Raw genomic sequence first — 21,257 nt, 5'->3', positions numbered from 1 at the left:
CATCCCGCAGGCCGGGGGACGGCTTAGAAGGTACTGAAGATCTTGGCCGGATACCGGATGAGGGAGCGGCGCCTGGTGCGTGCGGCCACGAGGAGCCGGAGGGCCCTCGTGGCGAAGCTATTGGGGCGTTTGGGTAACGCCGCAGTTGTACGTGCCAGGCCTCGCGAGCCCGGTCAAGATCTTCAGCACCCGACTAGGCGCGCGGACCACCATACTGGCCGCGGCCGACAGACACCCCGCGACCGGGGGAAACGACTGCGCGCCCCCCGGGCGGACAGGGGGCATTACGGGATCGGACGTGGCACATTACTTGCCAGGTCGGCCGCTGTCGGCGCCCAGTTGAGGCAGCCGCGACATGGTGGCACAGATCACAGCGATGGCCATGCCGCCCAGCATGAAGAGGGCGAGGCCGAGTTCGTTCCCGAAGACGTAGTCCCCTTCGGGTCTTCCACCCAGCAGAACAATGACCGAAATCAGCCATCCCGCGGCGGGCGCGAGGGCCCCCGGCTGCGTGCCCATGAGAACGCGTCCGCCGTAGAAGAGACCGGCGGACGCGAGCAGCGCCAGCAGCAATCCACCGGGGACCCAGGCCGATTGGACCAGGGTTCCGGCGATACCGACGAGCGCGCCGAGGACCGCGAGGCCCACCAGGGCGGCGATCCGGCGAGGGTTGAGGGGCGCGGCCAGGCCGGTGGCCGGAACGTCCCGTGCGGGTCCGTCCGTCCGTGGTGCGGCGCCCGCCCGTGCGGCACGCGACCTGCTGCTGCTCACTGGTCCGCCTCCGGCACGCCCGCGAAGAGATCGCGTTCGCGACCGTCCCCGGCGCCGCCCGGGGCGCCCTGGGCGGCGGAGGTGCCCTGCACCAACTCGTAGTACTCGGTGGTGAGGACGGGCTGGCCCAAGTCGTTCGACAGGGCGAAGAACGGGCCGTCGAGCGCGATCTGGGTGGCGTGCGCCCGCATCGCCGCGGCTTTCGCTTCGACGTGTCCGGTGCCGTCGATCTCGGTGGTGACCAGGGCATCGTCCACCACACCCGGCACGTCGTCGATCGCGGCGATGCCCGGGAACGCGTCCGGGGCGGTGGCCCGCAGCCGGGCGAAGCCGTCCTCGACGACCGAGCGCGGAACCCGGTTCCAGTAGGTCTTGGCGATGGTGTGCGGGGGGCCCGAGCCGGGGCGGTACGCGGGGTCGGCGGCCAGTTCGGCGGCGCGCGTCGCGACCCGGTGCGCCTGGATGTGGTCGGGGTGCCCGTAGCCCCCGTCGGGGTCGTACGTCACCAAAACCTGGGGGCGCACCTCGCGGATCACCTCCACGAGGTACCCGGCGGCCTCGTCGAGGTCGGCGGACCAGAAGGCGCCGGGGCGCCGGTTCTGCTCGGTGCCCATCATCCCGGAGTCGCGGTACCTGCCCGCGCCCCCGAGGAGGCGGTGGTCGGTGACCCCCAGTTCCTTCATCGCCGCCGCGAGTTCGCCGCGGCGGTAGGGGCCAAGAGCGTCGTCCCGGTCCGCGGCGAGATGCGCGAGTCCGGGCGGGATGATCTCGCCCTCCTCGCCGAGCGTGCAGGTCACCAGCGTGACGAGGGCGCCGTCGGCGGCGTACCTGGCCATCGTGGCGCCATTGTTGATCGACTCGTCGTCGGGGTGCGCGTGCACCAGGAGCAGACGCCGGGCGTGGAGATCCGTCATGGGACCACCCTACGAGCCGACGGCCCCCGGGGCCGACCGAGGCCGCACTCCGGGCACCGCGGGGTCTCGGGCGGCTGCCGGAGTCAGAACTTCATGCCCCCGATCATGCCGGCCACATTCGTGGTCAGCTCGGAGATGGTGGGCGCGATGGACGAACTGGCGAGGTAGAAGCCGAGCAGCATGCAGACGACCGCGTGCCCACCCTTCAATCCGGATTTCCGGATCAGCAGGAAGACGACGATCGCCAGCAGCACCACCGCCGAAATCGATAGCACCACAGCGGTTCACCTCCATCTGTACGGTCGGGGACAGGCAGCACGCATGGAGCCAGCAGGTACATACCCACCGAGCGCTACGGATCATAACTATCCGTGGCATGGCATTGATCGGGGCACGGCAGCACGAGGGGCGCACGGACTGCGGGACCGGCCGATAGGTTCGGCATATGACTTCGTCAGAGCTCACCTTCCCGTTGCAGTTGGCCCGGACCATGCGATTCACCCTCGGCGCACCGCGCGCGTTCACGGTTTCACCCGATGGTGAGCGGGTGATCTTCCTCCGCTCGGGGTCGGGCACCGACCGCTCGGGGCAGCTCCGGGTGCTGGACCTCAGGGACGGCGAGGCCCCGCAGGAGCGGGTCGCCGCCGATCCAGCGACGTTGCTGGGCGGTTCGGCGGAGCGGCTCTCGGCCCAGGAGCGGGCCCGTCGTGAGCGGAGCCGCGAGGGGTCGTCGGGGATCGTCGGCTACGCGGTCGACGCGGCGGCCGAGTTGGCGGCGTTCGCGCTCTCGGGGAAGGTGTACGTCGCCGAGCTGCGGGCCGGGACCGCTCGCGCGCTGCCCGTAGCGGGCCCGGTGATCGATCCGCGCCCCTCCCCGGACGGACGACACATCGCATATGTGTCCACGGGTGCGCTGCGCGTCGTGGGCGCCGACGGCGAGGACGACAGGGCGCTCGCGGAGCCGGAGGACGAGCATGTCTCCTACGGCCTCGCGGAGTTCATCGCGGCCGAGGAGATGGCGCGCTCGCGCGGCTTCTGGTGGTCACCGGAATCGGACCGGCTGCTGGTGGCCCGGGTGGACGACAGTCCGGTGCGGCGGTGGTGGATCGCCGATCCCGCGCACCCGGACCGCAGGCCCGCCGAGATCGCCTACCCGGCGGCCGGTACGCCCAACGCCGAGGTGCGGCTCTTCGTGGTGGGGCTGACCGGGGAACGTACCGAAGTGGTGTGGGACAGGACCCGGTTCCCGTATCTGGCGCGGGTGCACTGGTCGTCAGACGGGGCGCCGCTGCTGCTGGTGCAGGCCCGCGACCAGCAGAGCCAGCTCTTCCTCGCGGTGGACCCGGAGACCGGGGCGACCCGGACGGTGCACGCGGACGAGGACCCGGTGTGGCTGGAGCTGTTCCCCGGGGTGCCCGCGTGGGCACCGGACGGGCGGCTGGTACGGATCGCGGACGAGGGCGGGGCGCGGGTTCTCGCGGTGGGCGACCGGACACTGACCGGGGCCCAGCTGCAGATCCAGCAGGTGCTGGACATCGGGGAGTCCGACATCCTGGTCACGGCGTCGGCGGGTGAACGGGCGGCCGAGGCCGAGATCGGCGAGAGCCATGTGTACCGGGTCAATGAACTGGGCGTGGAGCGGGTCTCGGAGGGCGCGGGCGTGCACACGGCGGTCCGGTCGGGCGGTGTGACCGTCATGGTCTCCACCTCGCTCGACGCGCCCGGGGCGACGGTACGGGTGCTGCGGGACGGCAAGCGGATCGCCACCGTCGCAAGCCACGCCGAGCGGCCGGTGCTGTCCGCCCGGCCACAGCTCACCGAAGGGGGCGCACGGCGGATTCCGTGCGCCGTGATGCTCCCCACCGGATACAAGGAATCGGATGGTCCGCTTCCGGTTCTGATGGATCCGTACGGCGGACCGCACGGCCGCCGCGTCCTCGCCGCCCACAATCCGCATCTCACCTCTCAGTGGTTCGCGGACCAGGGCTTCGCCGTGATCGTCGCGGACGGCCGAGGCACCCCCGGCCGCTCGCCCGGCTGGGAGAAGGCCGTCAAACACGATCTCACCCTCACCCTCGACGACCAGGTAGAGGCCCTGCACGCGCTCGCGGAGCAGTTCCCGCTGGATCTCGGCCGGGTGGGCATCAGGGGCTGGTCGTACGGCGGCTTCCTGGCCGGTATGGCGGTGCTGCGGCGGCCCGACGTCTTCCACGCGGCGGTCGTGGGCGCCCCGGTGACCGACCAGCGGCTGTACGACACCCATTACACGGAGCGCTACCTCGGCGACCCCGCGGTCCGGCCGGAGGTGTACGCGTACAACTCACTGCTCACCGACGAGGGGCTGTCGCACGCCGCCGACCAGGTCCGGCCGATGATGATCATCCACGGTCTGGCGGACGACAACGTGGTGGTCGCGCACACCCTGCGGCTCTCCTCGGCGCTCCTCGCGGCGGGCCGCCCGCACGAGGTGGTGCCGCTGAGCGGCGTGACCCATATGACCCCGCAGGAGAAGGTGGCCGAAAACCTGCTGCTGCTCCAGGTGGACTTCCTGAAGCGGTCGTTGGGACTGTAGGCCGCGCCCGCAGGCCCGGCGCCCGGCCGCGCCCGCAGGCCCGCCCCCCGGCCCGGTGTGCCGGGTGGGCCGCCTACCAGCCCGGCGGCGGCTGGGAGGGCGGCGGAGGCGGCCCGTAGCCGCCGCCCTGCGGGTAGCCGTACCCCGGGGCCGGCTGCTGCTGCCCCGGGTACGGGGTGGGGTCATAGCCGGGGGGACCGAATTCCGGGGGGCCGTAGCCGGGCCCCGTCCCCGGTCCGTACGGGCCGGGGACGTCGGCGAAGCCCCTCGGCGCGAGCGCGATCAGCGCCACCAGCGCGACGGTCACCTCGAAGACCCGGCTCAGAAGGTTGAGCTGAAACTCCGTCGTCAGCGAACCGAATTGATCGAACAGGTCGTAGTGCGCGCCCCAGACCAGGCCGAGCACCCCGCCGGGCAGCAGCAGTGCGGCAGCCACCAGACCGAGCGGCCGCGCGTGCACGGCGTGGAAGAGGGCGCTCGCCGCCGCGACCAGACAGAGCAGCGCCAGCGCCACGTTGCCCCAGCCCGGCGGCGGGTCGGTCAAGCCGTGCGAGATCCTGTCGCCGCCCACGTACCAGTCGCGATAGGCGTCGTACTTCATCACCTGGTGGATCTCCCAGGCGATCAGCACCGCTCCGGCCGCGCCCAGCGTCAGGAACCCGGTGACACTGGCGCCGCGTCCGGGCCGGGAGGGCAACGGTTCGTAGGAGTCGGCCGGCGGGCGGCGGCCGGCCCCGGCGGTGATGAGCAGCGCGACGCCCGCGGCGAGGGCCACGAAGGCGCAGATCAGGGCCCGTGAGCGCAGGTCGTCGGAGAACATGTCCTCCGTCCGGTGGCTGCCGATGCCCCAGAGCCCCGGCAGCCGTACGGCGAGGGTGACCACTCCTGTGGCGACGAGCGCGGTGGCGGCCACCGAGGAGCGCAGCGCGGCGACGGTGGCGACGACGTACACCACGAGGAGGGCGGCATCCAGGGGTTCGGTCGCGGGCATCGTCTGCGGGCGCGCTTCCCGGAAGTTGGCCCAGTAACGCCACAACTGGCCGGCGTCCACGGCCCTGAGGTCCCGTACGAGCCAGCTCGCGACGATCAGGGCGAGCACCGCGCAGAGAGCGGCGCCGGTCACTCTTGCTCCACGGGTGAGTATCACCCCAGCGATACTCCACGGCGCCCGGGTTCCCGACAAGAGGGCCGTCGGCGCGTTCCCTTCGGGCAACCGGCCGGAGGGACGTGAGTCCTCCCGGCCGGTCCACGGCACCCGCACGGCCGTACGACATCCATGCTGACGGGTCCGTATATCGGACGTGAGACGCCCGAGTTGCCCCTGCGTTAACGGACGGGCGGCTCAGCTGACCCGGCTGCTGCCCGACGGCGGGGGCGGCCCCTCGTCCTCGCCCGCGGACCCGGCGGACCCGGCGGCCCCCGTGTCCTCGCCCGCAGGCCCCGCAGAGAGCTGCGAGCGGGCCTGCGCATCCGGCTCCGTGCCCGTGCCCGCACCCGCGTCAGTGTCCGTCTTCGTCCCGGGCTCCGCAGCCCCCTCGCCGCCCTCGCCCCCCTCGCCCACCTGCTCCAGCGTCCCCTCCGGGGGCACCACGCGCTTCTCCTCCGCGAAGTGACAGGCCGAATCGTGCTTGGCGGCGGTGTCCGTCAGCCGGAAGACCGCGGGCACCGCCAGCAGCGGGACCTCCAGCTCGCACCGCTCCTGCGCCTTCCAGCAGCGGGTGCGGAAGGGACAGCCGGACGGCGGGTTGGCCGGCGAGGGCACGTCGCCGTGCAGGATGATCCGCTCGCGGTACTCGCGCGCCATCGGGTCCGGCACCGGCACGGCGGAGAGCAGTGCCTGGGTGTACGGGTGCGTGGGGTGGTCGTAGATCTCCTCGTCCGTGCCGATCTCCGCGAACCGGCCCAGGTACATCACGCCGACCCGGTCGGAGATGTGGCGGACGATGGAGAGGTCGTGCGCGATGAACACGTAGCTGAGGTTGAACTCCGCCTGGAGCCGGTCCAGCAGGTTGACGACCTGGGCCTGGACGGAGACGTCGAGGGCCGAGACGGGTTCGTCGGCGACGATGATCTCGGGGTTGAGCGCGAGGCCCCGGGCGATGCCGATGCGCTGGCGCTGGCCGCCGGAGAACTGGTGCGGATAGCGGTTGATGTACTCCGGGTTGAGGCCGACGACGTCCAGCAGGTCCTGCACCTTGCGCCGCCGCTCGCCCTTGGGGGCGACCTCGGGGTGGATCTCGTACGGCTCCCCGATGATGTCGCCGACCGTCATGCGCGGATTGAGGGAGGTGTACGGGTCCTGGAACACCATCTGGATGTTGCGGCGCACGGCCTTCAGCGCGCGGCCCGACAGCTTGGTGATGTCCTCGCCCTTGTACCGGATCGCGCCCGCCGTCGGCTGTTCCAGGTGCACCAGCATCCGGGCGACGGTCGACTTGCCGCAGCCGGACTCCCCCACGATGCCGAGGGTCTCGCCCGCCGCCAGGTCGAAGGAGACCCCGTCGACCGCCTTGACGGCGCCGATCTGCTTCTTGATCAGGATGCCCTGGGTGAGCGGGTAGTGCTTGACGAGGTCGCGCACCTCCAGGATGGGCTCGCCGCCCGCGTACGCGCTCTCCTGCCGGGACTTGGCCAGCAGTTCGCGCGCCACCTGGCCCTCCGCACGCGCTTCCTTGCGCCCCGAGTGGTCAGCGTGCATCGAGCGTCTCCTTCCAGAAGTAGCAGGCGCTCTGACGGTGCTCGGCCACGTCGAACAGCGGCGGCACGTCCTTGCGGCAGACGTCCTGGGCCATCGGGCAGCGCGGGTTGAAGGCGCAGCCGGGCGGGATGTGCAGCAGGTTGGGCGGCAGCCCCTTGATCGCGTACAGCTCCTGGCCCTTCTGGTCCAGGCGCGGGATCGAGCGGAGCAGGCCCTTGGTGTACGGGTGCGCGGGCGCCCGGTAGATGTCGTGGACGGGTGAGGTCTCGACGATCCGGCCCGCGTACATGACCGCGATCTTGTCGGCGACGTCGGCGACGACGCCGAGGTCGTGCGTGATCAGGATCAGGCCCATGTTGAGCTCGCGCTGGAGTTCCGCCAGCAGGTCCATCACCTGCGCCTGGACGGTGACGTCCAGGGCGGTGGTGGGCTCGTCCGCGATGATCAGCGAGGGTTCCAGGGCCAGCGCCATCGCGATCATGATGCGCTGGCGCATACCGCCCGAGAACTGGTGCGGGTAGTTGCCGACCCGCTCCTTGGCGGCCGGGATGCGGACCCGGTCCATCAGCTCGACGGCCTTGGCCTTCGCGTCCTTGCGGGAGAGTCCGCGGTGCACGACGAACATCTCGCCGAGCTGCTCCCCCACGGTGAGCACGGGGTTGAGGGAGGAGAGCGCGTCCTGGAAGATCATGGCCATCTCCTGGCCGCGGATCTTCCGGCGCTCCTCCTTCTTCATCTTCAGCAGGTCGCGGTCCTTGAAGAGGATCTCGCCGCCGCTGATCTTCCCGGGCGGCATGTCGAGGATGCCCATGATCGCCTGTGCGGTGACCGACTTGCCGGAGCCGGACTCGCCGAGCACGGCGAGCGTCTCGCCCTCGGCCACCGAGTAGTTGACCCCGTTGACGGCCTTGGCGACCCCGTCCCGGGTGTGGAACTCCACGTGCAGATCGCGCACTTCGAGCAACATGGCAGCGGACTCCTCAGCGCAGCTTGGGGTCGAGGGCGTCGCGCACCGCGTCGCCGAGCATGATGAACGCGAGCACGGTGACCGCCAGCGCTCCGGCGGGCCAGAGCAGCATGTGCGGGGCGTTGCGGATGTACTGGGACGCGGCGGAGATGTCGATGCCCCAGGAGACGGCCGGTGGCTTGAGGCCGACGCCGAGGAACGACAGCGTCGCCTCCAGGGAGATGTACGTGCCCAGGGCGATGGTCGCGACGACGATGACCGGGGCGACGGCGTTGGGGGCGATGTGGCGCAGCATCATCCGCCCGTTGGAGGCGCCGAGCGCGCGGGCCGCCTGTACGTAGTCGTTGTGCTTGGCGGTGATGACGGAGCCCCGGGCGATGCGGGCGATCTGCGGCCAGCCGAGCAGCACGATGAATCCGATGACGGGCCAGACGGTGGAGCTGGTCACCACGGAGAGGAAGACCAGACCGCCGAGGACGACCGGGATGCCGAAGAAGACATCGGTGAGGCGGGAGAGGATCGCGTCCCACCAGCCGCCGAAGAAGCCGGCCAGGCCGCCCAGGACGGAGCCGATCAGGGAGACGCCGATGGTGGAGCAGATGCCGACGGTCACGGAGTTCCGCGCGCCGTACACGACCCGGGTGTAGACGTCGCAGCCCTGGCCGTCGTACCCGAAGGGGTGGCCGGGCTGGGAGCCCTGCTGGGCCTTGCCGAGGTCGCAGTCGAGCGGGTCGCCGGAGGCGATGAGCTGCGGCCAGATCGAGATGATCACCAGGAACAGGATGATCAGCGCGGAGATGATGAAGACGGGGTTGCGGCGCAGGTCGTGCCAGGCGTCGGTCCACAGACTCTGCGGTTTGGTGCCGGGGCCCGTTCCCTCGGGGCCGCTGGGGGTCTTTTCGAGGCTGTCGCCCTCGTCGAAGGCGAGGTCCATCGTTCCGCCGGCTCCGGCCGACGAGATCGCCTCGTCCGGTGTCTGCTCAGGCATAGCGGATCCTCGGGTCGAGTACGGCGTACAGCAGGTCGACAATCAGGTTCGCCGCCAGGAAGACGAGGACCAGGACGGTGACGAAGCCGACGACGGTCTGCGAGTTCTGGCGCAGGATGCCCTGGTAGAGCTGGTAGCCGACGCCGTGGATGTTGAAGATCCGCTCCGTGACGATCGCCCCGCCCATCAGGGCGCCCACGTCCGTACCGATGAAGGTGACGACGGGGATCAGCGAGTTGCGCAGCAGGTGGCGGACGATCACGCGGCGTCGGGGCAGGCCCTTGGCGGTCGCCGTGCGCACGTAGTCGGCGCGGGCGTTCTCGGCGATCGAGGTGCGGGTGAGGCGGGTGACGTAGGCCAGCGAGACGGAGGCGACGACGAGCCCGGGGATGAGCAGTTCGTTGAGCGGGGCCTCGCTGGAGACGGAGGGTTTGATGATGCCCCACTGGACGCCGAGGAGGAGCTGGAGGAGCAGACCGGTGACGAAGGTCGGGATGGAGATGACGACCAGGGTCAGGATCAGCACGGTGGTGTCGACGGGGCGGCCTCGGCGCAGGCCGGTGACGACACCGAGGCTGATGCCGATGACGATCTCGAAGACGATCGCCACGATGGTCAGGCGGATGGTGATGGGGAACGCCGTGGCCATCAGCTCGGTGACCTTCTGCCCGTTGAACGCGGTGCCGAAGTCCCCGGTGAAGACATTGCCCATGTAGGTGAGGTATTGCTGCCAGACCGGCTTGTCGAGGCCGAATTCCGAACGGAGCTGGGCGGCGGTCGCCGGGTCGCACTGGCGGTCGCCGCAGAGACCCGCGATGGGGTCGCCCATCACGTTCACCATGAGGAAGATCAACAGCGTGGTGCCGAAGAAGACCGGGATCATCTGCAGCAGCCGCCGGATCACATAACGTCCCATGAAGGGCTCCGGGGGTCGCGGGGTGGCTGAGGTGTCGTCGGGGGCCGGGGACGGGGAAGCCGGGTGACCGGTGCGGGGAGCGCACCGGTCACCCGGCCTCGGCCGCCTACTTGACCTTGATCTGCTCGTACACCGGGACGCTGAACTGGTTCAGCGAGACGTTGGTGACGCTGTCCGAGTAGCCGGCGCTGCCGTTCTGGTACCAGAGCGGGATGACGGGCATCTGCTGGACCATGACCTTCTCGGCGTCCTGGAAGGTGGAGACGGCCTTGGCCTTGTCCGACTCGGCGTTCGCCTTGTTGACGAGGTCGTCGAACTGCTTGTTGTTCCACTTGCCGTCGTTGGACGAGGCGTTGGTGTAGTAGACGGGCTGCAGGAAGTTCTGGATCAGCGGGTAGTCCATCTGCCAGCCCGCGCGCCAGGCGCCGTGCAGCTTCTGCTGGGAGACCTGGCTGCGGAAGTCGGCGAAGGTGCCGACCGGGGCGCCCACGCACGCCTTGTTGTTGCCCATGACCTTGTTGATGCTGTTGCAGACGGCGTCGACCCATTCCTTGTGGGAGCCGGTGTCCGCGTTGTACGAGATCTTGAGCTGGCCGCCGGGGACCCCGCCGCCGTCCTGGATCATCTTCTTGGCCTCGGCGGCGTCGTACGTGCACTCCTTGCCGCAGAGCCCCTTCTTGAAGCCGCCGTCCTCACCGAGGACCGGGGAGGTCCAGTCGGATGCCGGGGTGCGGGTCTTCTGGAAGATCTGGTCGGTGATCTGCGGGCGGTTGATCGCCATGGAGAGGCCCTGGCGGACCTTGATCGCGCCGGGGGTGTTCCACTGCGCGTCGTAGAAGGGGAACGCGAGGGTCTGGATGATGCCGGCCGGGGTGTTGATGTAGCGGTCGCCGAGGTCCGCCTTGACGTTCTTGAGCTGGGAGGCGGGCACGTCGTCGACGAGGTCGAGGTTGCCGGCCGTCAGGTCGGTGTAGGCGGTGTTGTTGTCGGTGTAGACCTTGAGGTCGATCCCGCCGTTCTGCGCCTTGTCGTCCCCGGGGTAGTCGTCCCACTTGCGCAGGTTCATCGACGAGCCCTTGGCGTACTTGTCGATGGTGTACGGGCCGTTGCCGATCGGCTTGGACACCCAGGCGGCGTGGTCGGTGAAGAAGGCCTTGGGCAGCGGCGAGAAGGCGGGGTAGCCGAGGGTGTCGGGCCACAGCGAGAACTTCTGCGTCAGCTTGACCGAGAAGGTCATGTCGTTGACCTGTTTGAGGCCGGAGAGCGTGGTGGCGCTCGCCGTGCCGGTCTCGGGGTGGACCTTGTCGTATCCGTCGATGTATCCGAAGAAGTAGGCGTTCTTCTGGTTGTTCTTCAACAGGGCGCCGTAGTTCCACGCGTCCACGAACGACTTGGCGGTGATCTTCTCGCCGTTGCTGAAGGTCCAGCCGTCCTTCACCGTGATCGTGAAGTTCTGGTTGTCCTTGGTCTCGATCTTGTCGGCGAGCATGTTCGTCGCCTCGCCGGTCTTCGGGTCGTACTTCTTCAGACCCCGGAAGATCATGTCGAGGACCTTGCCGCCCTGCACCTCGTTGGTGTTGGCGGGCTCCAGCGGGTTCTGCGGGTCACCCCAGGAGGAGCTCACGATCCCATTGGCGCCGCCACCACCGCCACTGTCCCCTCCGCCGCAGGCCGTCGCCGCCAGGGCGACGGCCACCGCGCATGCGGCCCACTTGACCTGTGTGGCTCCGCGCATGGAGTGCCTCCTCGTAGTGCTCCGTCTTACGTGAGGTCAAATATCACTGCATAGCGGAGCTTGTGCACATTTACTCCCGCCATTCGAGCAGGACACGTCCCTCCGGGTGTCGACGCCCGGGGCGCCACGCTGCGAGAATTTGACGAGGGCACGACACGCACAGGCGGCGCCCGACCCGGCCTGACGAGCGGCGAAGCGGTAACGGCAGAACAACGAACGGGCATCGAATCGCACGGCCGTACCCGGATGTACGAATTCCGAGACAGTCACGCCCGGATATCGGACTCAATGCCGGAACAGAGGTGATTTGACCTGAAATTTGATTTACTTAAGGTAAACCAAAGGTAAAGGCATGACCACGCCAAGGTCATGGATCGGTCAAGCTTCCAAAGAGCGCCTCAAGGCGGCCCGACATTCATTGACCCTGCATGAATTGCGTTGAAAAAGTCCGGGTAGCCCGTAGGTGTGCCCTGCGGAGTCCTTCGACCCTCCGGGCCAGGAGCACCATGACGATTCCAACCTCGAACGCAGCAGCCACCCTTGAGACTGCCGATCCGACGACACCTCCGGTGCCGGATCCCGCGGCACCCAAGGGAGGTGACGGCCGGTCACCGGGGAAGCTGGCCTGGCGCCGCTTCAAGCGCGACCGTACAGGCGTTATTTCTGCCTATGTAGTCATTTTCTTCTTCGTGGTGGCGATCGCCGCACCACTGATCGCCAAGCTGTACGGGAAGGATCCGTACACGACGTACGGCCAGAACGACACCAGTCTGCTGGACGACTTCGGCTCACCGGTTCTTCCCAACGGCGGAATCAGCGGCGACTTCTGGTTCGGCATCGAGCCCGGTCTCGGCCGCGACGTCTTCACCTTCCTCCTCTACGGCATGCGCAACTCCCTGCTCATCGCCGCGGCCACCACGCTGCTGATCACCGTGATCGGCATCGCCGTCGGTGTCACGGCGGGGTACCTCGGAGGGAAGACGGACTACCTGGTCGGCCGGGTCATCGACATCCTGCTGGCCTTCCCCTCCACGCTGTTCTTCATCGCCTTCTGGCCCGTGCTGATCTCGATCCTGGTCGACCCGGAGGAGAACACACCGGTCTGGCTGACCGTCGTCACCCTCATCTCGGTCATGACCGCCTTCGGCTGGGCGTCCATCGCCCGCCTGCTGCGCGGCGAGGTACTGGCCCTGCGCGAGCGCGAGTTCATCGAGGCCGCCAGGGTCACCGGCGCGTCCCCGGCGCGGATCATCTTCAAGGAACTGCTGCCCAACCTCTGGACGCCGATCCTCATCCAGGCCACGCTCGCGCTGCCCGCGTACGTCACGGCGGAGGCAGGCCTCGCCTTCCTGGGCGTCGGGCTGACCTCGCCGACCCCGGACTGGGGCGTGATGATCCAGCGCGGTTCGGACGTCTACCAGAGCGACATCACCTTCATGCTCTTCCCCGGCGTGACGATGGTGATCTTCGTGATCGCCTTCAACCTCCTCGGCGACTCGGTGCGTGACGCACTCGACCCGAAGACCAAGCGCTGAACCAGCTGAAACCGCTGTACCCCGGACGGGCGACGGGGCCCACCCGGATCCACCGTTTCTCCACTCGACCAGAGCAGGAAGCCATGTCTCTCTCCCGCAGAAACTTCGTCATCGCCACGTCGGTCGCGGCCGGCGGCACGATGGCGCTCTCGGCCTGCAGCAGCGGCAGCAAGAACACCGGCAAGAGCGCGAGCAAGGGCCACGGCGGTGCCGACAAGTACACCGGCGCGGTGGTCGTCGGCACCAAGGCCGACTCGACGGGGCCGGCTCCCGAGATCGCGGGCGCGAAGAAGGGCGGGACGATCCGCGGCATATCGCCGGACGACTTCTCCCACCTCGACCCGCAGCGCATCTACTACTCGTGGAACTCGCAGATCGGGAATCTCCTCATCCGCGGCCTCACCGGCTACAAGGTCGCCGCGGACGGCTCGATGAAGCTCGTCGGCGACCTCGCCACCGACGCGGGCACCATGAGCGACGCCGGCAAGACCTGGGCGTTCACGCTCAAGGACGGCCTCAAGTGGGAGGACGGCAAGGAGCTCACCGTCGAGGACGTGCGCCACGGCATCGAGCGCGGCTTCGCCAGCTTCACCACCGAGGGCGCCGGCTACGCCCAGCAGGCGCTGACCGGCTCGACCGACTTCCGGTCCAAGTACAAGGGCCCGTTCAGCGGCAAGCACCTTGAGTCCGTCGTGACGGACGCCGCGGCGAAGACCATCACCTTCAAGCTCGTCGAGTCCCGCCCGGACTTCAACTTCACCCTGGCGATGACGTCCTACGGCGCCGTCCCGGTCAAGGGCGACAGCAAGGACAAGTACGACAAGGACCCGGTCTCGGCCGGCCCGTACCGCATCAAGTCGCACTCCATCGACAAGTCGATGACGCTGGTGCGCAACGAGCACTGGGACCCGAACACGGACTCGATCCGTAACGCCTACCCGGACACCTTCGCCTTCGAGTTCGGGCCGGAGTCGCTCCAGGCGGCCGACCGCATGATCGCCGACTCCGGCGACGACCAGTACGCCTACATGGCGTACAGCGGCGTCCCCGCCGAGCGGATCCAGAAGGTCCTCACCGACCCCGATCTGAAGAAGCGCACCTTCAACGGTCTGCTCACCGGCATCTACTACTACGCCATCAACACCAAGCGCATCACCGACCTGAAGGTGCGCCAGGCGCTCATCCACGCCTGGCCGCTGGAGCAGATCCGCAAGATCTACGGTGGTCCGTCGGCCGGTGACTACGCCACGTCCATCCTGAGCCCCGACATCATGGGCTACGCCAAGGACGACGTCTACGGCAAGCTGAAGAAGCCGCAGGGCGACCCGGAGAAGGCGAAGCAGCTGCTGAAGGAAGCGGGCAAGGAGGGCCAGAAGATCGTCTACGCCTTCCCGCAGAGCAACGTCTACGACAAGACCAAGGTCGTCATCGAGAACGCCCTCAAGGCGGCCGGCTTCGAACCGGTCATCAAGCAGCTGGACTCCTCCAGCTACTACGACCAGATCCAGCAGATCGACAACAAGTTCGACGTGATGTGGTTCGGCTGGTCCCCGGACTGGCCGACCGGCTACACCCTGGTGCAGCCGCTGCTCGACGGCGGCACCATCGCCAACGGCGCCAACAACATCTCGCAGCTGAACGTCGACTGGGTCAACGCCGCGATCAAGAAGAACGTCGTCATCGCCGACCCGGCCGAGGCCGGCAAGCAGTGGGCCGCGCTCGACAAGCGGATCATGACGGAGGAGGCGCCGATCATCCCCGAGACGTACCAGCGCCGCTTCTACCTGCACGGCTCGAAGGTCGGCGGGGCGATGTTCGACCCGCAGTACTCCTCGGCCGTGATCTACAAGCTGTTCGTGAAGGCCTGAGCCGACACTACCGAGGCGGGGCGCCCTTGCGGCGCCCCGCCCGCTCCCCTCCCCCTCGTCGGCGTCTGCCAGGGAAATCCATCGCCATGTTCCGCTTCCTCATCCGCCGGGCAATCGGCGCACTGGTCATCCTGCTGATCATCAGTGCCATCACCTTCGTCCTCTTCTATGTCGCACCCCGCGACCCCGCTCGTGTGGCCTGCGGCAAGGTGTGCACGCCGGAAACGCTGGCGCTGGTCAAGCGCAACCTCGGCATCGCCGACCCGCTGCCCGTGCAGTACTGGCACTGGCTCCAGGGCGTGTTCGTCGGACGTGACTACACCTCGTTCGGCCACTGCCCCGCGCCGTGCCTGGGCTACTCGTTCCACAACCGCGAGCCGGTCCTCGGCACCATCCTGGACCGCTTCCCGACGACGCTCTCCCTCTCGGTCGGCAGCGCGATCGTCTTCGTGATCTTCGGTGTGGGCACCGGCATGCTGGCGGCGGTGAAGCAGGGCAAGCTGCTGGACAAGGTCGCTTCCTCGGCTTCGCTGATCTTCTCCTCGATGCAGATCTACATCGTCGGCGTGGTCGCCATGTACTACCTGACGGACCAGTGGCACATCCTGAGCCGTCCCAAGGACGTCCCCTTCACCGAGGACCCGGTGGCCTGGTTCAACGGGCTGCTGCTGCCCTGGCTGGTACTGGCACTCATCTTCACCGCCAACTACACGCGTATGGCCCGCTCCCAGCTCGTCGAGACACTGAGCGAGGACTACGTGCGCACCGCCCGCGCCAAGGGCCTGTCCCGGCGCACGGTGTTCTTCCGGTTCGCGTGGCGCGGTGCGATGGGCCCCATCGTCACGATCTTCGGTCTCGACATCGGCGTGCTGCTCGGTGGCGCGATCATCACCGAGAAGGTCTTCGGCCTGCACGGCATCGGCGCCCTCTCGATCAAGGCCGTCAACGACAACGACCTTCCGCTGATCCTCGGTGTCGTCCTGGTCGCGGCGGCGGCGATCGTCGTCTTCAACATCATCGTCGACGCGGTCTACGCCCTCATCGACCCACGCGTCCGCCTCGCCTAGGGAGAGATCCAGTGAGCACCCCCTTCCTCTCCGTACGCGATCTGCGCGTGCACTTCTCCACCGCCGACGGCATGGTCAAGGCCGTCGACGGACTGTCCTTCGACGTCGAGCGAGGCAGGACCCTCGGCATCGTCGGCGAGTCCGGCTCCGGCAAGTCCGTGACCAACCTGGCCATCCTCGGCCTGCACCACCCCGAGCACACCGAGATCGAGGGCGAGATCCTGCTCGACGGGCAGGACCTCCTCGCCGCGTCGGAACGGGAACTGGAACGGCTGCGCGGCAACAAGATGGCCATGGTCTTCCAGGACGCGCTGGCCTCCCTGTCGCCGTACCACACCGTCGGCAAGCAGATCGGTGAGACCTACCGCAAGCACACCGGGGCCTCCAAGCGGGAGTCCCGGGCGCGGGCCGTGGAGATGCTCACCAAGGTGGGCATCCCGCAGCCCGATCTGCGGGTGGACGACTACCCGCACCAGTTCTCCGGCGGTATGCGCCAGCGCGCGATGATCGCGATGTCTCTGGTCTGCAACCCCGCGCTGCTCGTCGCGGACGAGCCGACGACGGCTCTGGACGTCACCGTGCAGGCCCAGATCATGGACCTGCTCAAGGACCTCCAGCAGGAGTTCGGCACCGCGATCATCTTCATCACCCACGACCTCGGCGTCATCGCCGACATCGCGGACGACGTGCTGGTGATGTACGGCGGACGCTGCGTGGAGCGCGGTACGAAGAAGGAGGTGCTGCGGGCGCCCCAGCACCCGTACACCTGGGGCCTGCTGGGCTCGATGCCCACGCTCGAAGGGCCGGTGGACGTGCCCCTGTCACCGATCCCCGGTACCCCGCCGAGCCTCCTCAATCCGCCGACCGGCTGCCGGTTCCACCCGCGATGCTCGTTCACCGAGCAGGTCGACGGCAACCGCTGCTCGACCCAGCAGCCGCCGCTGGACCTGGTGTCCGGTCGCGGGGCTGCCTGCCACCTGACACCGGAGCAGCGCACCGAATTCTTCTCCGACTTCGCCGGCACCCGGCCCAACTGACGTACAAGAGACGGGACTTCCCTACCATGAGCAGCACCGATCCCCTCCTGGACGTCTCCGGACTCACCAAGCACTTCCCGATCAAGGGCGGCTTCCCGATCCGGCGGACGGTCGGAGCGGTCCAGGCCGTGGACGGACTGGACTTCACGGTCGGGGCGGGCGAGAGCCTCGGCCTGGTCGGCGAGTCCGGCTGCGGCAAGTCGACGACGGGCCGGCTGATCACCCGGCTCCTGGAACCGACCGCCGGCCGGATCGCCTACCGCGGGCAGGACATCAGCCATGCCTCGCGCAAGGAGCTGGCGCCGATCCGCTCCGAGATCCAGATGATCTTCCAGGACCCGTACGCCTCGCTGAACCCGCGCCAGACCGTGGGCAAGATCGTCGCCGCGCCCATGGAGATCAACGGCATCAACCCGGCGGGCGGCCGGGAAGCGCGGGTACGGGAGCTGCTGGAGACCGTCGGCCTCAACCCGGAGCACTTCAACCGCTTCCCGCACGAGTTCTCCGGCGGTCAGCGCCAGCGCATCGGGGTGGCCCGCGCGCTCGCCCTGGAGCCGAAGCTGATCGTGGCCGACGAGCCGGTCTCGGCCCTGGACGTGTCGATCCAGGCGCAGGTGGTGAACCTGCTGCAGAAGCTCCAGAAGGAACTGGGCATCGCGTTCCTGTTCATCGCCCACGACCTGGCCATCGTGCGGCACTTCTCCCAGCGCGTGGCCGTCATGTACCTCGGCCGGATCGTGGAGATCGCCGACCGCGAGGACCTGTACGGCAATCCGCGCCACCCGTACACCAAGGCGCTGCTCTCCGCCGTGCCCGAGGCCACCGCGGACGACGTACCGGCCCGTGAGCGCATCCGTCTCACCGGCGATGTCCCGTCCCCGGTCAATCCGCCCTCGGGCTGCCGCTTCCGCACCCGCTGCTGGAAGGCGACGGACAAGTGCGCGAGCGAGACGCCGCCGCTGGTCCAGGTGGGCGGCAGCCGGGACGGCCATCTGACGGCCTGCCACTACCCGGAGGACTCACAGTCCCTGGCCACCGTCCCGCAGGCACGCAAGCAGGCTCCGGCGGCGGATTCCGGCAAGAAGCCCGCCGAGGAAGCCCCTCAAGACCGCAAGGCCCGAGGCTGACACCCCTCTCCTCGGCCCCGGGAAGTCGAACGGAGGCGGGACCCGACCGGTCCCTCCCCCGTTCGACTCCCCGGCCCAGGAACCGAGCACGTCGGCCCATTGACCCGAGCCACCTGCGAGCCCGGTTCCGGGTACACGGAAGAGGCGCCTCGGAACCGACCGGTTCCGAGGCGCCTTCCGCTTCTGCTTCTGCTTCCGCCTCCGCTTCCGCTTCCGCTTCTGCTTCCGCTTCCGCTTCTGCTTCCGCTTCTGCTTCCGCTTCTGCTTCTGCTGCGCGGGCGGCGGATGGCGGACCGCTATGACGAGGCCGTCGCCGCGGACCGCGACGACGAGGCCGTCGTCCGGTCAGCCGGCGGGCGTCCCGTCCATCACCTCGGCCACCGACACCCAGGAGTTCCAGCGCCGGACGGTGACCCGCATCGTGCGGCCGTCCCGCACCGTTCCGGACCAGGCCTGGCTGCCCTCCTCCGCCTCCCGTGCCGTCGGCGCCGCGGTGCGCAGGCCGCACTCCGTCGTCTTCTGCCGCAGCTCCGCCACCTGGGCCCGTGCGGTCGCGGAGTCGTCGTACTCGATGACCCGGTACTGGGCCAGGGCGTGGTCGCGGCCCGTGTACAGCTGGGCGTACCGCTTCTGATCCGGTTCGTCCGTCATGACGAACGAACCGGGGCAGGCCTCGTCCAGGCCCACTTGGGGCAGCGGGCCGCTCTGCGGTCCGGCACCCGCCGGCAGGCTCGTGCTCTCCTTCCAGTGCCACCGCGCGTACCCGGGCAGTTCGTCGGCCGGGGGCGTCTGGATCACCCCGTCGGCCCGGAAGGGGTTGGCCGTCGTGGTGGCGACCGTCTGCCGGGTCCCCCGGCCGTCCGACGGAAGCAACACCCACGCACCGGCCGCCACCAGGACGGCCGCCCCCACCGCTCCCACGCGCATCGCGCGGCTGCGGGTCCGCCTCCGCTGCCCCTTCGCGCGGATCTCCTCCGCCGCCGACAGCCGCACGGCAACGCCCTCAAGCAGGTCCTCGACCTCAGCCATGACGCACACTCCCCTTCCGCTCCGTGACGACCGGTGTGTCGGCGAGCCGCTCGCCGAGGGTTCTGCGGGCCCGGTGGAGCCGGGTCCGCACCGCACCGCTGGACGCTCCCGTCTCGCGGGCCACTTCCTCCACGGGGAGACCGAGCATGTGGTGCAGGACCACCACCCGGCGCTGCTCCATGGTCAGCTCCCCCAGCGCACCGACCAGCGCCACCCGGTCCTCCGAGAGGCCCGGCACGTCGGCGGGCGCCCCGTGCCGGAAATGCGCCCGCAGCCGGCCCCGCGTCCGGCGCCACGTACTGATCGCCAGCCGTACCGCCACCGTCCGCACCCACGGCAGCGGATCACCGGCCCCGGACACCTTGTCCCACCGCTGCCAGGCCCGCACATACGCCTCCTGGACGGCGTCCTCCGCCTCCCCCAGGTCCCCCGTCACCGCGTACACCGTGGCGACCAGGCGTTTGGCGGTCGCCGCGTAGAACGCGTCGAACGCCTCGGAATCCTCGAAATCTGCCGTCATGGCCCCCGTCCGTCTCCTCACGTGCCCATGCCCGAGAACTGCCTCTGCCCCATACACGTCCGGGCGGCGGCAGATGTTACGGACGACTTCCGGTACGGGCCCCGTCCCGTGACCGGCCCCGCCCGGTGACCGGCCGGGGGGTGCGGCCGCGTCCGGCGTCCCGTCTGCGGCCAGACACCGACGGCCCCGCTCCGCCGCCGTAGCGGCAGACGGAAAGGCGCCCGGAACCGATCGGTTCCGGGCGCCTTTCCGTGCGCGGAGGAAGGGTCAGCTACGCGCCGCGCTGGACGCGAAGTCCGCCCAGGCCTCCTCACCGAAGGCAAGCTGCCGCCCGGACGGGTCCTTCGAGTCGCGCACGTGCACCGCGTCGAAGGATGCCGCGACCTCGACGCAATCGCCTTCGTTGCCGTTGCTGCTATAGCTGCTCTTGAACCAGGCGAGCTCGGAATCGCCCGGTGCGGAGGTCATTCGGATCATGTCTCTCCCAGCGCTTGCTCAATGAGGGCCAGAGTCTCCCGGGGCGTGAGAGCCTCGGCCCGGATGGTGCCATAACGCAGTTCGAGGATACGGAGTTGCTTGGCGTCGGTCACCCGACGACCGTTGAATGCCCCGTGCGACCGACCCACCGCTGTACCGTCGTTGAACTTCAGGATGTCGATGTCCCCGTCCATTCCAGGATGCGCTTCGCGATGCGTGGGCATCACCTGAAGGGTCACATTGCGCAACCGCCCGATTTCCAGCAACCGTTCAAGCTGCCGACGCCACTCCGCCGTTCCTCCGATGGGGCGCCTGAGTGCCGACTCCTCCTGAACGAAGCTGAGTGCCGGTGCAGGCAACCGCTCGTAAATCGACTGCCGACCCATGCGCGCGGCAACCATCCGTTCCACCTCGTCCTGCGAGTAGGGAGGCTGCCGGGCCTCGAACAGGGCCCGCGCATGCCCCGGGGTCTGCAACAGTCCATGCAGCCCGTGCGCAACATAGGCCGCAAGCTCAACCGCCTTGGCCTCCACGCCCGCCAAGTCCCGTACCTTCTTCGGGTACCGGACCGCCGCCACATCCCGCTTCATCGCAGCGATCTTGCCGCCCGCGCCCAGCACGTCGTCGGACTTGTCCAGGAACTCCGGCCGGGGGATCCGCCGCCCGCCCTCCACCTTGCGGACCAGGTCCTCCCCGTACCCGATCGCGGCCCCGAACTCGCCGGCCCGCATCCCGGCCGCCTCCCGCCAGGCCCTGATCTGGCGCCCCACGGCGGCGACCACCGCAACACCCGACTCGTCATCCGGATCGACGTCCCAACCGGGCTCGTCCGCCCCGCCGCCGACCTGCTCCGTACCGACCCCGTCCACACTCATCCGTGCCCCACTTCCGACGCCCGTGCCGTTCTTCCTCAACCGCCCCCGTTCCCCACACGTCACTCAGGACAGCCGGGACAGCACAGGACAAGCCCGGGACAATCACCGTACGCAAGAGCCATGTCACTGGGCACCGTACGCAGACCCGGCCACGCTGAGTG

General features: G+C 69.0%; 19 protein-coding genes. 6 read left to right on the top strand and 13 right to left on the bottom strand.

Annotated elements, in window-relative coordinates:
- Window positions 1–306: 306 nt before the first annotated feature.
- The 3 genes from ACZ4LX_RS35670 to ACZ4LX_RS35660 form a co-directional block, all read right to left on the bottom strand.
- The gene (locus tag ACZ4LX_RS35670; RefSeq protein WP_467651123.1) at window positions 307–771 is read right to left on the bottom strand and encodes a DUF6113 family protein; all 465 of its coding nucleotides are present in this window, start codon (window positions 769–771) and stop codon (window positions 307–309) included.
- A complete protein-coding gene (mshB, locus tag ACZ4LX_RS35665) occupies window positions 768–1,685 on the bottom strand; it encodes an N-acetyl-1-D-myo-inositol-2-amino-2-deoxy-alpha-D-glucopyranoside deacetylase (protein WP_467651124.1) in 918 nt (305 codons plus the stop codon). The genes ACZ4LX_RS35670 and mshB overlap by 4 nt, the downstream gene beginning before the upstream one ends.
- 83 nt (window positions 1,686–1,768) lie before the next feature.
- A complete protein-coding gene (locus ACZ4LX_RS35660) occupies window positions 1,769–1,963 on the bottom strand; it encodes a hypothetical protein (protein WP_467651125.1) in 195 nt (64 codons plus the stop codon).
- 167 nt (window positions 1,964–2,130) lie between these two features.
- Here ACZ4LX_RS35660 and ACZ4LX_RS35655 point away from each other — a divergent pair, with 167 nt between their 5' ends.
- A complete protein-coding gene (locus ACZ4LX_RS35655; protein ID WP_467651126.1) occupies window positions 2,131–4,257 on the top strand; it encodes a S9 family peptidase in 2,127 nt (708 codons plus the stop codon).
- A gap of 73 nt (window positions 4,258–4,330) precedes the next feature.
- Here the strand turns inward: ACZ4LX_RS35655 and ACZ4LX_RS35650 are convergent, their stop codons facing one another.
- The 6 genes from ACZ4LX_RS35650 to ACZ4LX_RS35625 all read right to left on the bottom strand — a co-directional run bounded on the left by ACZ4LX_RS35650 (window position 4,331) and on the right by ACZ4LX_RS35625 (window position 11,561).
- A complete protein-coding gene (locus tag ACZ4LX_RS35650; RefSeq protein WP_467651127.1) occupies window positions 4,331–5,380 on the bottom strand; it encodes a hypothetical protein in 1,050 nt (349 codons plus the stop codon).
- A 219-nt stretch (window positions 5,381–5,599) separates the two neighbouring features.
- Window positions 5,600–6,955 carry an ABC transporter ATP-binding protein gene (locus ACZ4LX_RS35645; protein ID WP_467651128.1) on the bottom strand — a complete coding sequence of 452 codons (1,356 nt, stop codon included), beginning with the start codon at window positions 6,953–6,955 and terminating at the stop codon, window positions 5,600–5,602.
- Window positions 6,945–7,922, bottom strand: coding sequence for an ABC transporter ATP-binding protein (locus ACZ4LX_RS35640; protein WP_467651129.1), 978 nt, complete (start codon window positions 7,920–7,922; stop codon window positions 6,945–6,947). Before ACZ4LX_RS35640 ends, ACZ4LX_RS35645 begins: the two co-directional genes overlap by 11 nt.
- Before the next feature lie 13 nt (window positions 7,923–7,935).
- The gene (locus ACZ4LX_RS35635) at window positions 7,936–8,910 is read right to left on the bottom strand and encodes an ABC transporter permease (protein WP_467651130.1); all 975 of its coding nucleotides are present in this window, start codon (window positions 8,908–8,910) and stop codon (window positions 7,936–7,938) included.
- Complete coding sequence (locus ACZ4LX_RS35630; RefSeq protein ID WP_467651131.1) at window positions 8,903–9,826, bottom strand: ABC transporter permease; 924 nt, start codon at window positions 9,824–9,826, stop codon at window positions 8,903–8,905. The genes ACZ4LX_RS35635 and ACZ4LX_RS35630 overlap by 8 nt, the downstream gene beginning before the upstream one ends.
- A 106-nt stretch (window positions 9,827–9,932) precedes the next feature.
- Window positions 9,933–11,561: a peptide ABC transporter substrate-binding protein gene (locus ACZ4LX_RS35625; protein ID WP_467651132.1), complete on the bottom strand. Its 1,629-nt coding sequence runs from the start codon at window positions 11,559–11,561 to the stop codon at window positions 9,933–9,935.
- A 506-nt stretch (window positions 11,562–12,067) separates the two neighbouring features.
- Between ACZ4LX_RS35625 and ACZ4LX_RS35620 the strand changes: the two genes are divergently transcribed.
- The 5 genes from ACZ4LX_RS35620 to ACZ4LX_RS35600 all read left to right on the top strand — a co-directional run bounded on the left by ACZ4LX_RS35620 (window position 12,068) and on the right by ACZ4LX_RS35600 (window position 18,195).
- Window positions 12,068–13,096, top strand: coding sequence for an ABC transporter permease (locus tag ACZ4LX_RS35620; protein WP_467651133.1), 1,029 nt, complete (start codon window positions 12,068–12,070; stop codon window positions 13,094–13,096).
- Window positions 13,097–13,179: 83 nt separating this feature from the next.
- Window positions 13,180–14,964, top strand: a complete 1,785-nt coding sequence (locus ACZ4LX_RS35615; RefSeq protein WP_467651134.1) for an ABC transporter substrate-binding protein — start codon at window positions 13,180–13,182, stop codon at window positions 14,962–14,964.
- 86 nt (window positions 14,965–15,050) lie between these two features.
- Window positions 15,051–16,031 (top strand): ABC transporter permease, encoded by a 981-nt coding sequence (locus tag ACZ4LX_RS35610; protein ID WP_406092965.1) that lies wholly within the window; start codon window positions 15,051–15,053, stop codon window positions 16,029–16,031.
- 71 nt (window positions 16,032–16,102) lie between these two features.
- Window positions 16,103–17,068: an ABC transporter ATP-binding protein gene (locus ACZ4LX_RS35605; protein ID WP_467651142.1), complete on the top strand. Its 966-nt coding sequence runs from the start codon at window positions 16,103–16,105 to the stop codon at window positions 17,066–17,068.
- Window positions 17,069–17,094: 26 nt separating this feature from the next.
- Window positions 17,095–18,195: an ABC transporter ATP-binding protein gene (locus ACZ4LX_RS35600; RefSeq protein ID WP_467651135.1), complete on the top strand. Its 1,101-nt coding sequence runs from the start codon at window positions 17,095–17,097 to the stop codon at window positions 18,193–18,195.
- A 345-nt stretch (window positions 18,196–18,540) separates the two neighbouring features.
- On the opposite strand, the gene ACZ4LX_RS35595 is transcribed toward ACZ4LX_RS35600, so the two are convergent.
- The 4 genes from ACZ4LX_RS35595 to ACZ4LX_RS35580 form a co-directional block, all read right to left on the bottom strand.
- Window positions 18,541–19,224, bottom strand: coding sequence for a hypothetical protein (locus tag ACZ4LX_RS35595; RefSeq protein ID WP_467651136.1), 684 nt, complete (start codon window positions 19,222–19,224; stop codon window positions 18,541–18,543).
- A complete protein-coding gene (locus ACZ4LX_RS35590) occupies window positions 19,217–19,744 on the bottom strand; it encodes a SigE family RNA polymerase sigma factor (RefSeq protein WP_467651137.1) in 528 nt (175 codons plus the stop codon). The genes ACZ4LX_RS35595 and ACZ4LX_RS35590 overlap by 8 nt, the downstream gene beginning before the upstream one ends.
- Window positions 19,745–20,011: 267 nt before the next feature.
- Window positions 20,012–20,221 carry a DUF397 domain-containing protein gene (locus ACZ4LX_RS35585; RefSeq protein WP_467651138.1) on the bottom strand — a complete coding sequence of 70 codons (210 nt, stop codon included), beginning with the start codon at window positions 20,219–20,221 and terminating at the stop codon, window positions 20,012–20,014.
- Window positions 20,218–21,096: a helix-turn-helix domain-containing protein gene (locus ACZ4LX_RS35580; RefSeq protein WP_467651139.1), complete on the bottom strand. Its 879-nt coding sequence runs from the start codon at window positions 21,094–21,096 to the stop codon at window positions 20,218–20,220. The genes ACZ4LX_RS35585 and ACZ4LX_RS35580 overlap by 4 nt, the downstream gene beginning before the upstream one ends.
- Window positions 21,097–21,257: the final 161 nt, after the last annotated feature.

This window comes from Streptomyces sp. NPDC026062, from assembly GCF_055568375.1.
Note: the sequence above shows the minus strand (reverse complement) of the source record. Positions and strands in the feature narration are given on the sequence as shown.

Excerpts from the sequence above, each read along its gene's own strand:
- ACZ4LX_RS35595 (WP_467651136.1), bottom strand. The coding sequence starts at position 19,224 with ATGGCTGAGGTCGAGGACCTGCTTGAGGGCGTTGCCGTGCGGCTGTCG.
- mshB (WP_467651124.1), bottom strand. The coding sequence starts at position 1,685 with ATGACGGATCTCCACGCCCGGCGTCTGCTCCTGGTGCACGCGCACCCC.
- ACZ4LX_RS35615 (WP_467651134.1), top strand. The coding sequence starts at position 13,180 with ATGTCTCTCTCCCGCAGAAACTTCGTCATCGCCACGTCGGTCGCGGCC.
- ACZ4LX_RS35605 (WP_467651142.1), top strand. The coding sequence starts at position 16,103 with ATGGTCAAGGCCGTCGACGGACTGTCCTTCGACGTCGAGCGAGGCAGG.
- ACZ4LX_RS35590 (WP_467651137.1), bottom strand. The coding sequence starts at position 19,744 with ATGACGGCAGATTTCGAGGATTCCGAGGCGTTCGACGCGTTCTACGCG.
- ACZ4LX_RS35610 (WP_406092965.1), top strand. The coding sequence starts at position 15,051 with ATGTTCCGCTTCCTCATCCGCCGGGCAATCGGCGCACTGGTCATCCTG.
- ACZ4LX_RS35645 (WP_467651128.1), bottom strand. The coding sequence starts at position 6,955 with ATGCACGCTGACCACTCGGGGCGCAAGGAAGCGCGTGCGGAGGGCCAG.
- ACZ4LX_RS35640 (WP_467651129.1), bottom strand. The coding sequence starts at position 7,922 with ATGTTGCTCGAAGTGCGCGATCTGCACGTGGAGTTCCACACCCGGGAC.
- ACZ4LX_RS35630 (WP_467651131.1), bottom strand. The coding sequence starts at position 9,826 with ATGGGACGTTATGTGATCCGGCGGCTGCTGCAGATGATCCCGGTCTTC.
- ACZ4LX_RS35585 (WP_467651138.1), bottom strand. The coding sequence starts at position 20,221 with ATGATCCGAATGACCTCCGCACCGGGCGATTCCGAGCTCGCCTGGTTC.
- ACZ4LX_RS35580 (WP_467651139.1), bottom strand. The coding sequence starts at position 21,096 with ATGAGTGTGGACGGGGTCGGTACGGAGCAGGTCGGCGGCGGGGCGGAC.
- ACZ4LX_RS35635 (WP_467651130.1), bottom strand. The coding sequence starts at position 8,910 with ATGCCTGAGCAGACACCGGACGAGGCGATCTCGTCGGCCGGAGCCGGC.
- ACZ4LX_RS35600 (WP_467651135.1), top strand. The coding sequence starts at position 17,095 with ATGAGCAGCACCGATCCCCTCCTGGACGTCTCCGGACTCACCAAGCAC.
- ACZ4LX_RS35625 (WP_467651132.1), bottom strand. The coding sequence starts at position 11,561 with ATGCGCGGAGCCACACAGGTCAAGTGGGCCGCATGCGCGGTGGCCGTC.
- ACZ4LX_RS35620 (WP_467651133.1), top strand. The coding sequence starts at position 12,068 with ATGACGATTCCAACCTCGAACGCAGCAGCCACCCTTGAGACTGCCGAT.
- ACZ4LX_RS35655 (WP_467651126.1), top strand. The coding sequence starts at position 2,131 with ATGACTTCGTCAGAGCTCACCTTCCCGTTGCAGTTGGCCCGGACCATG.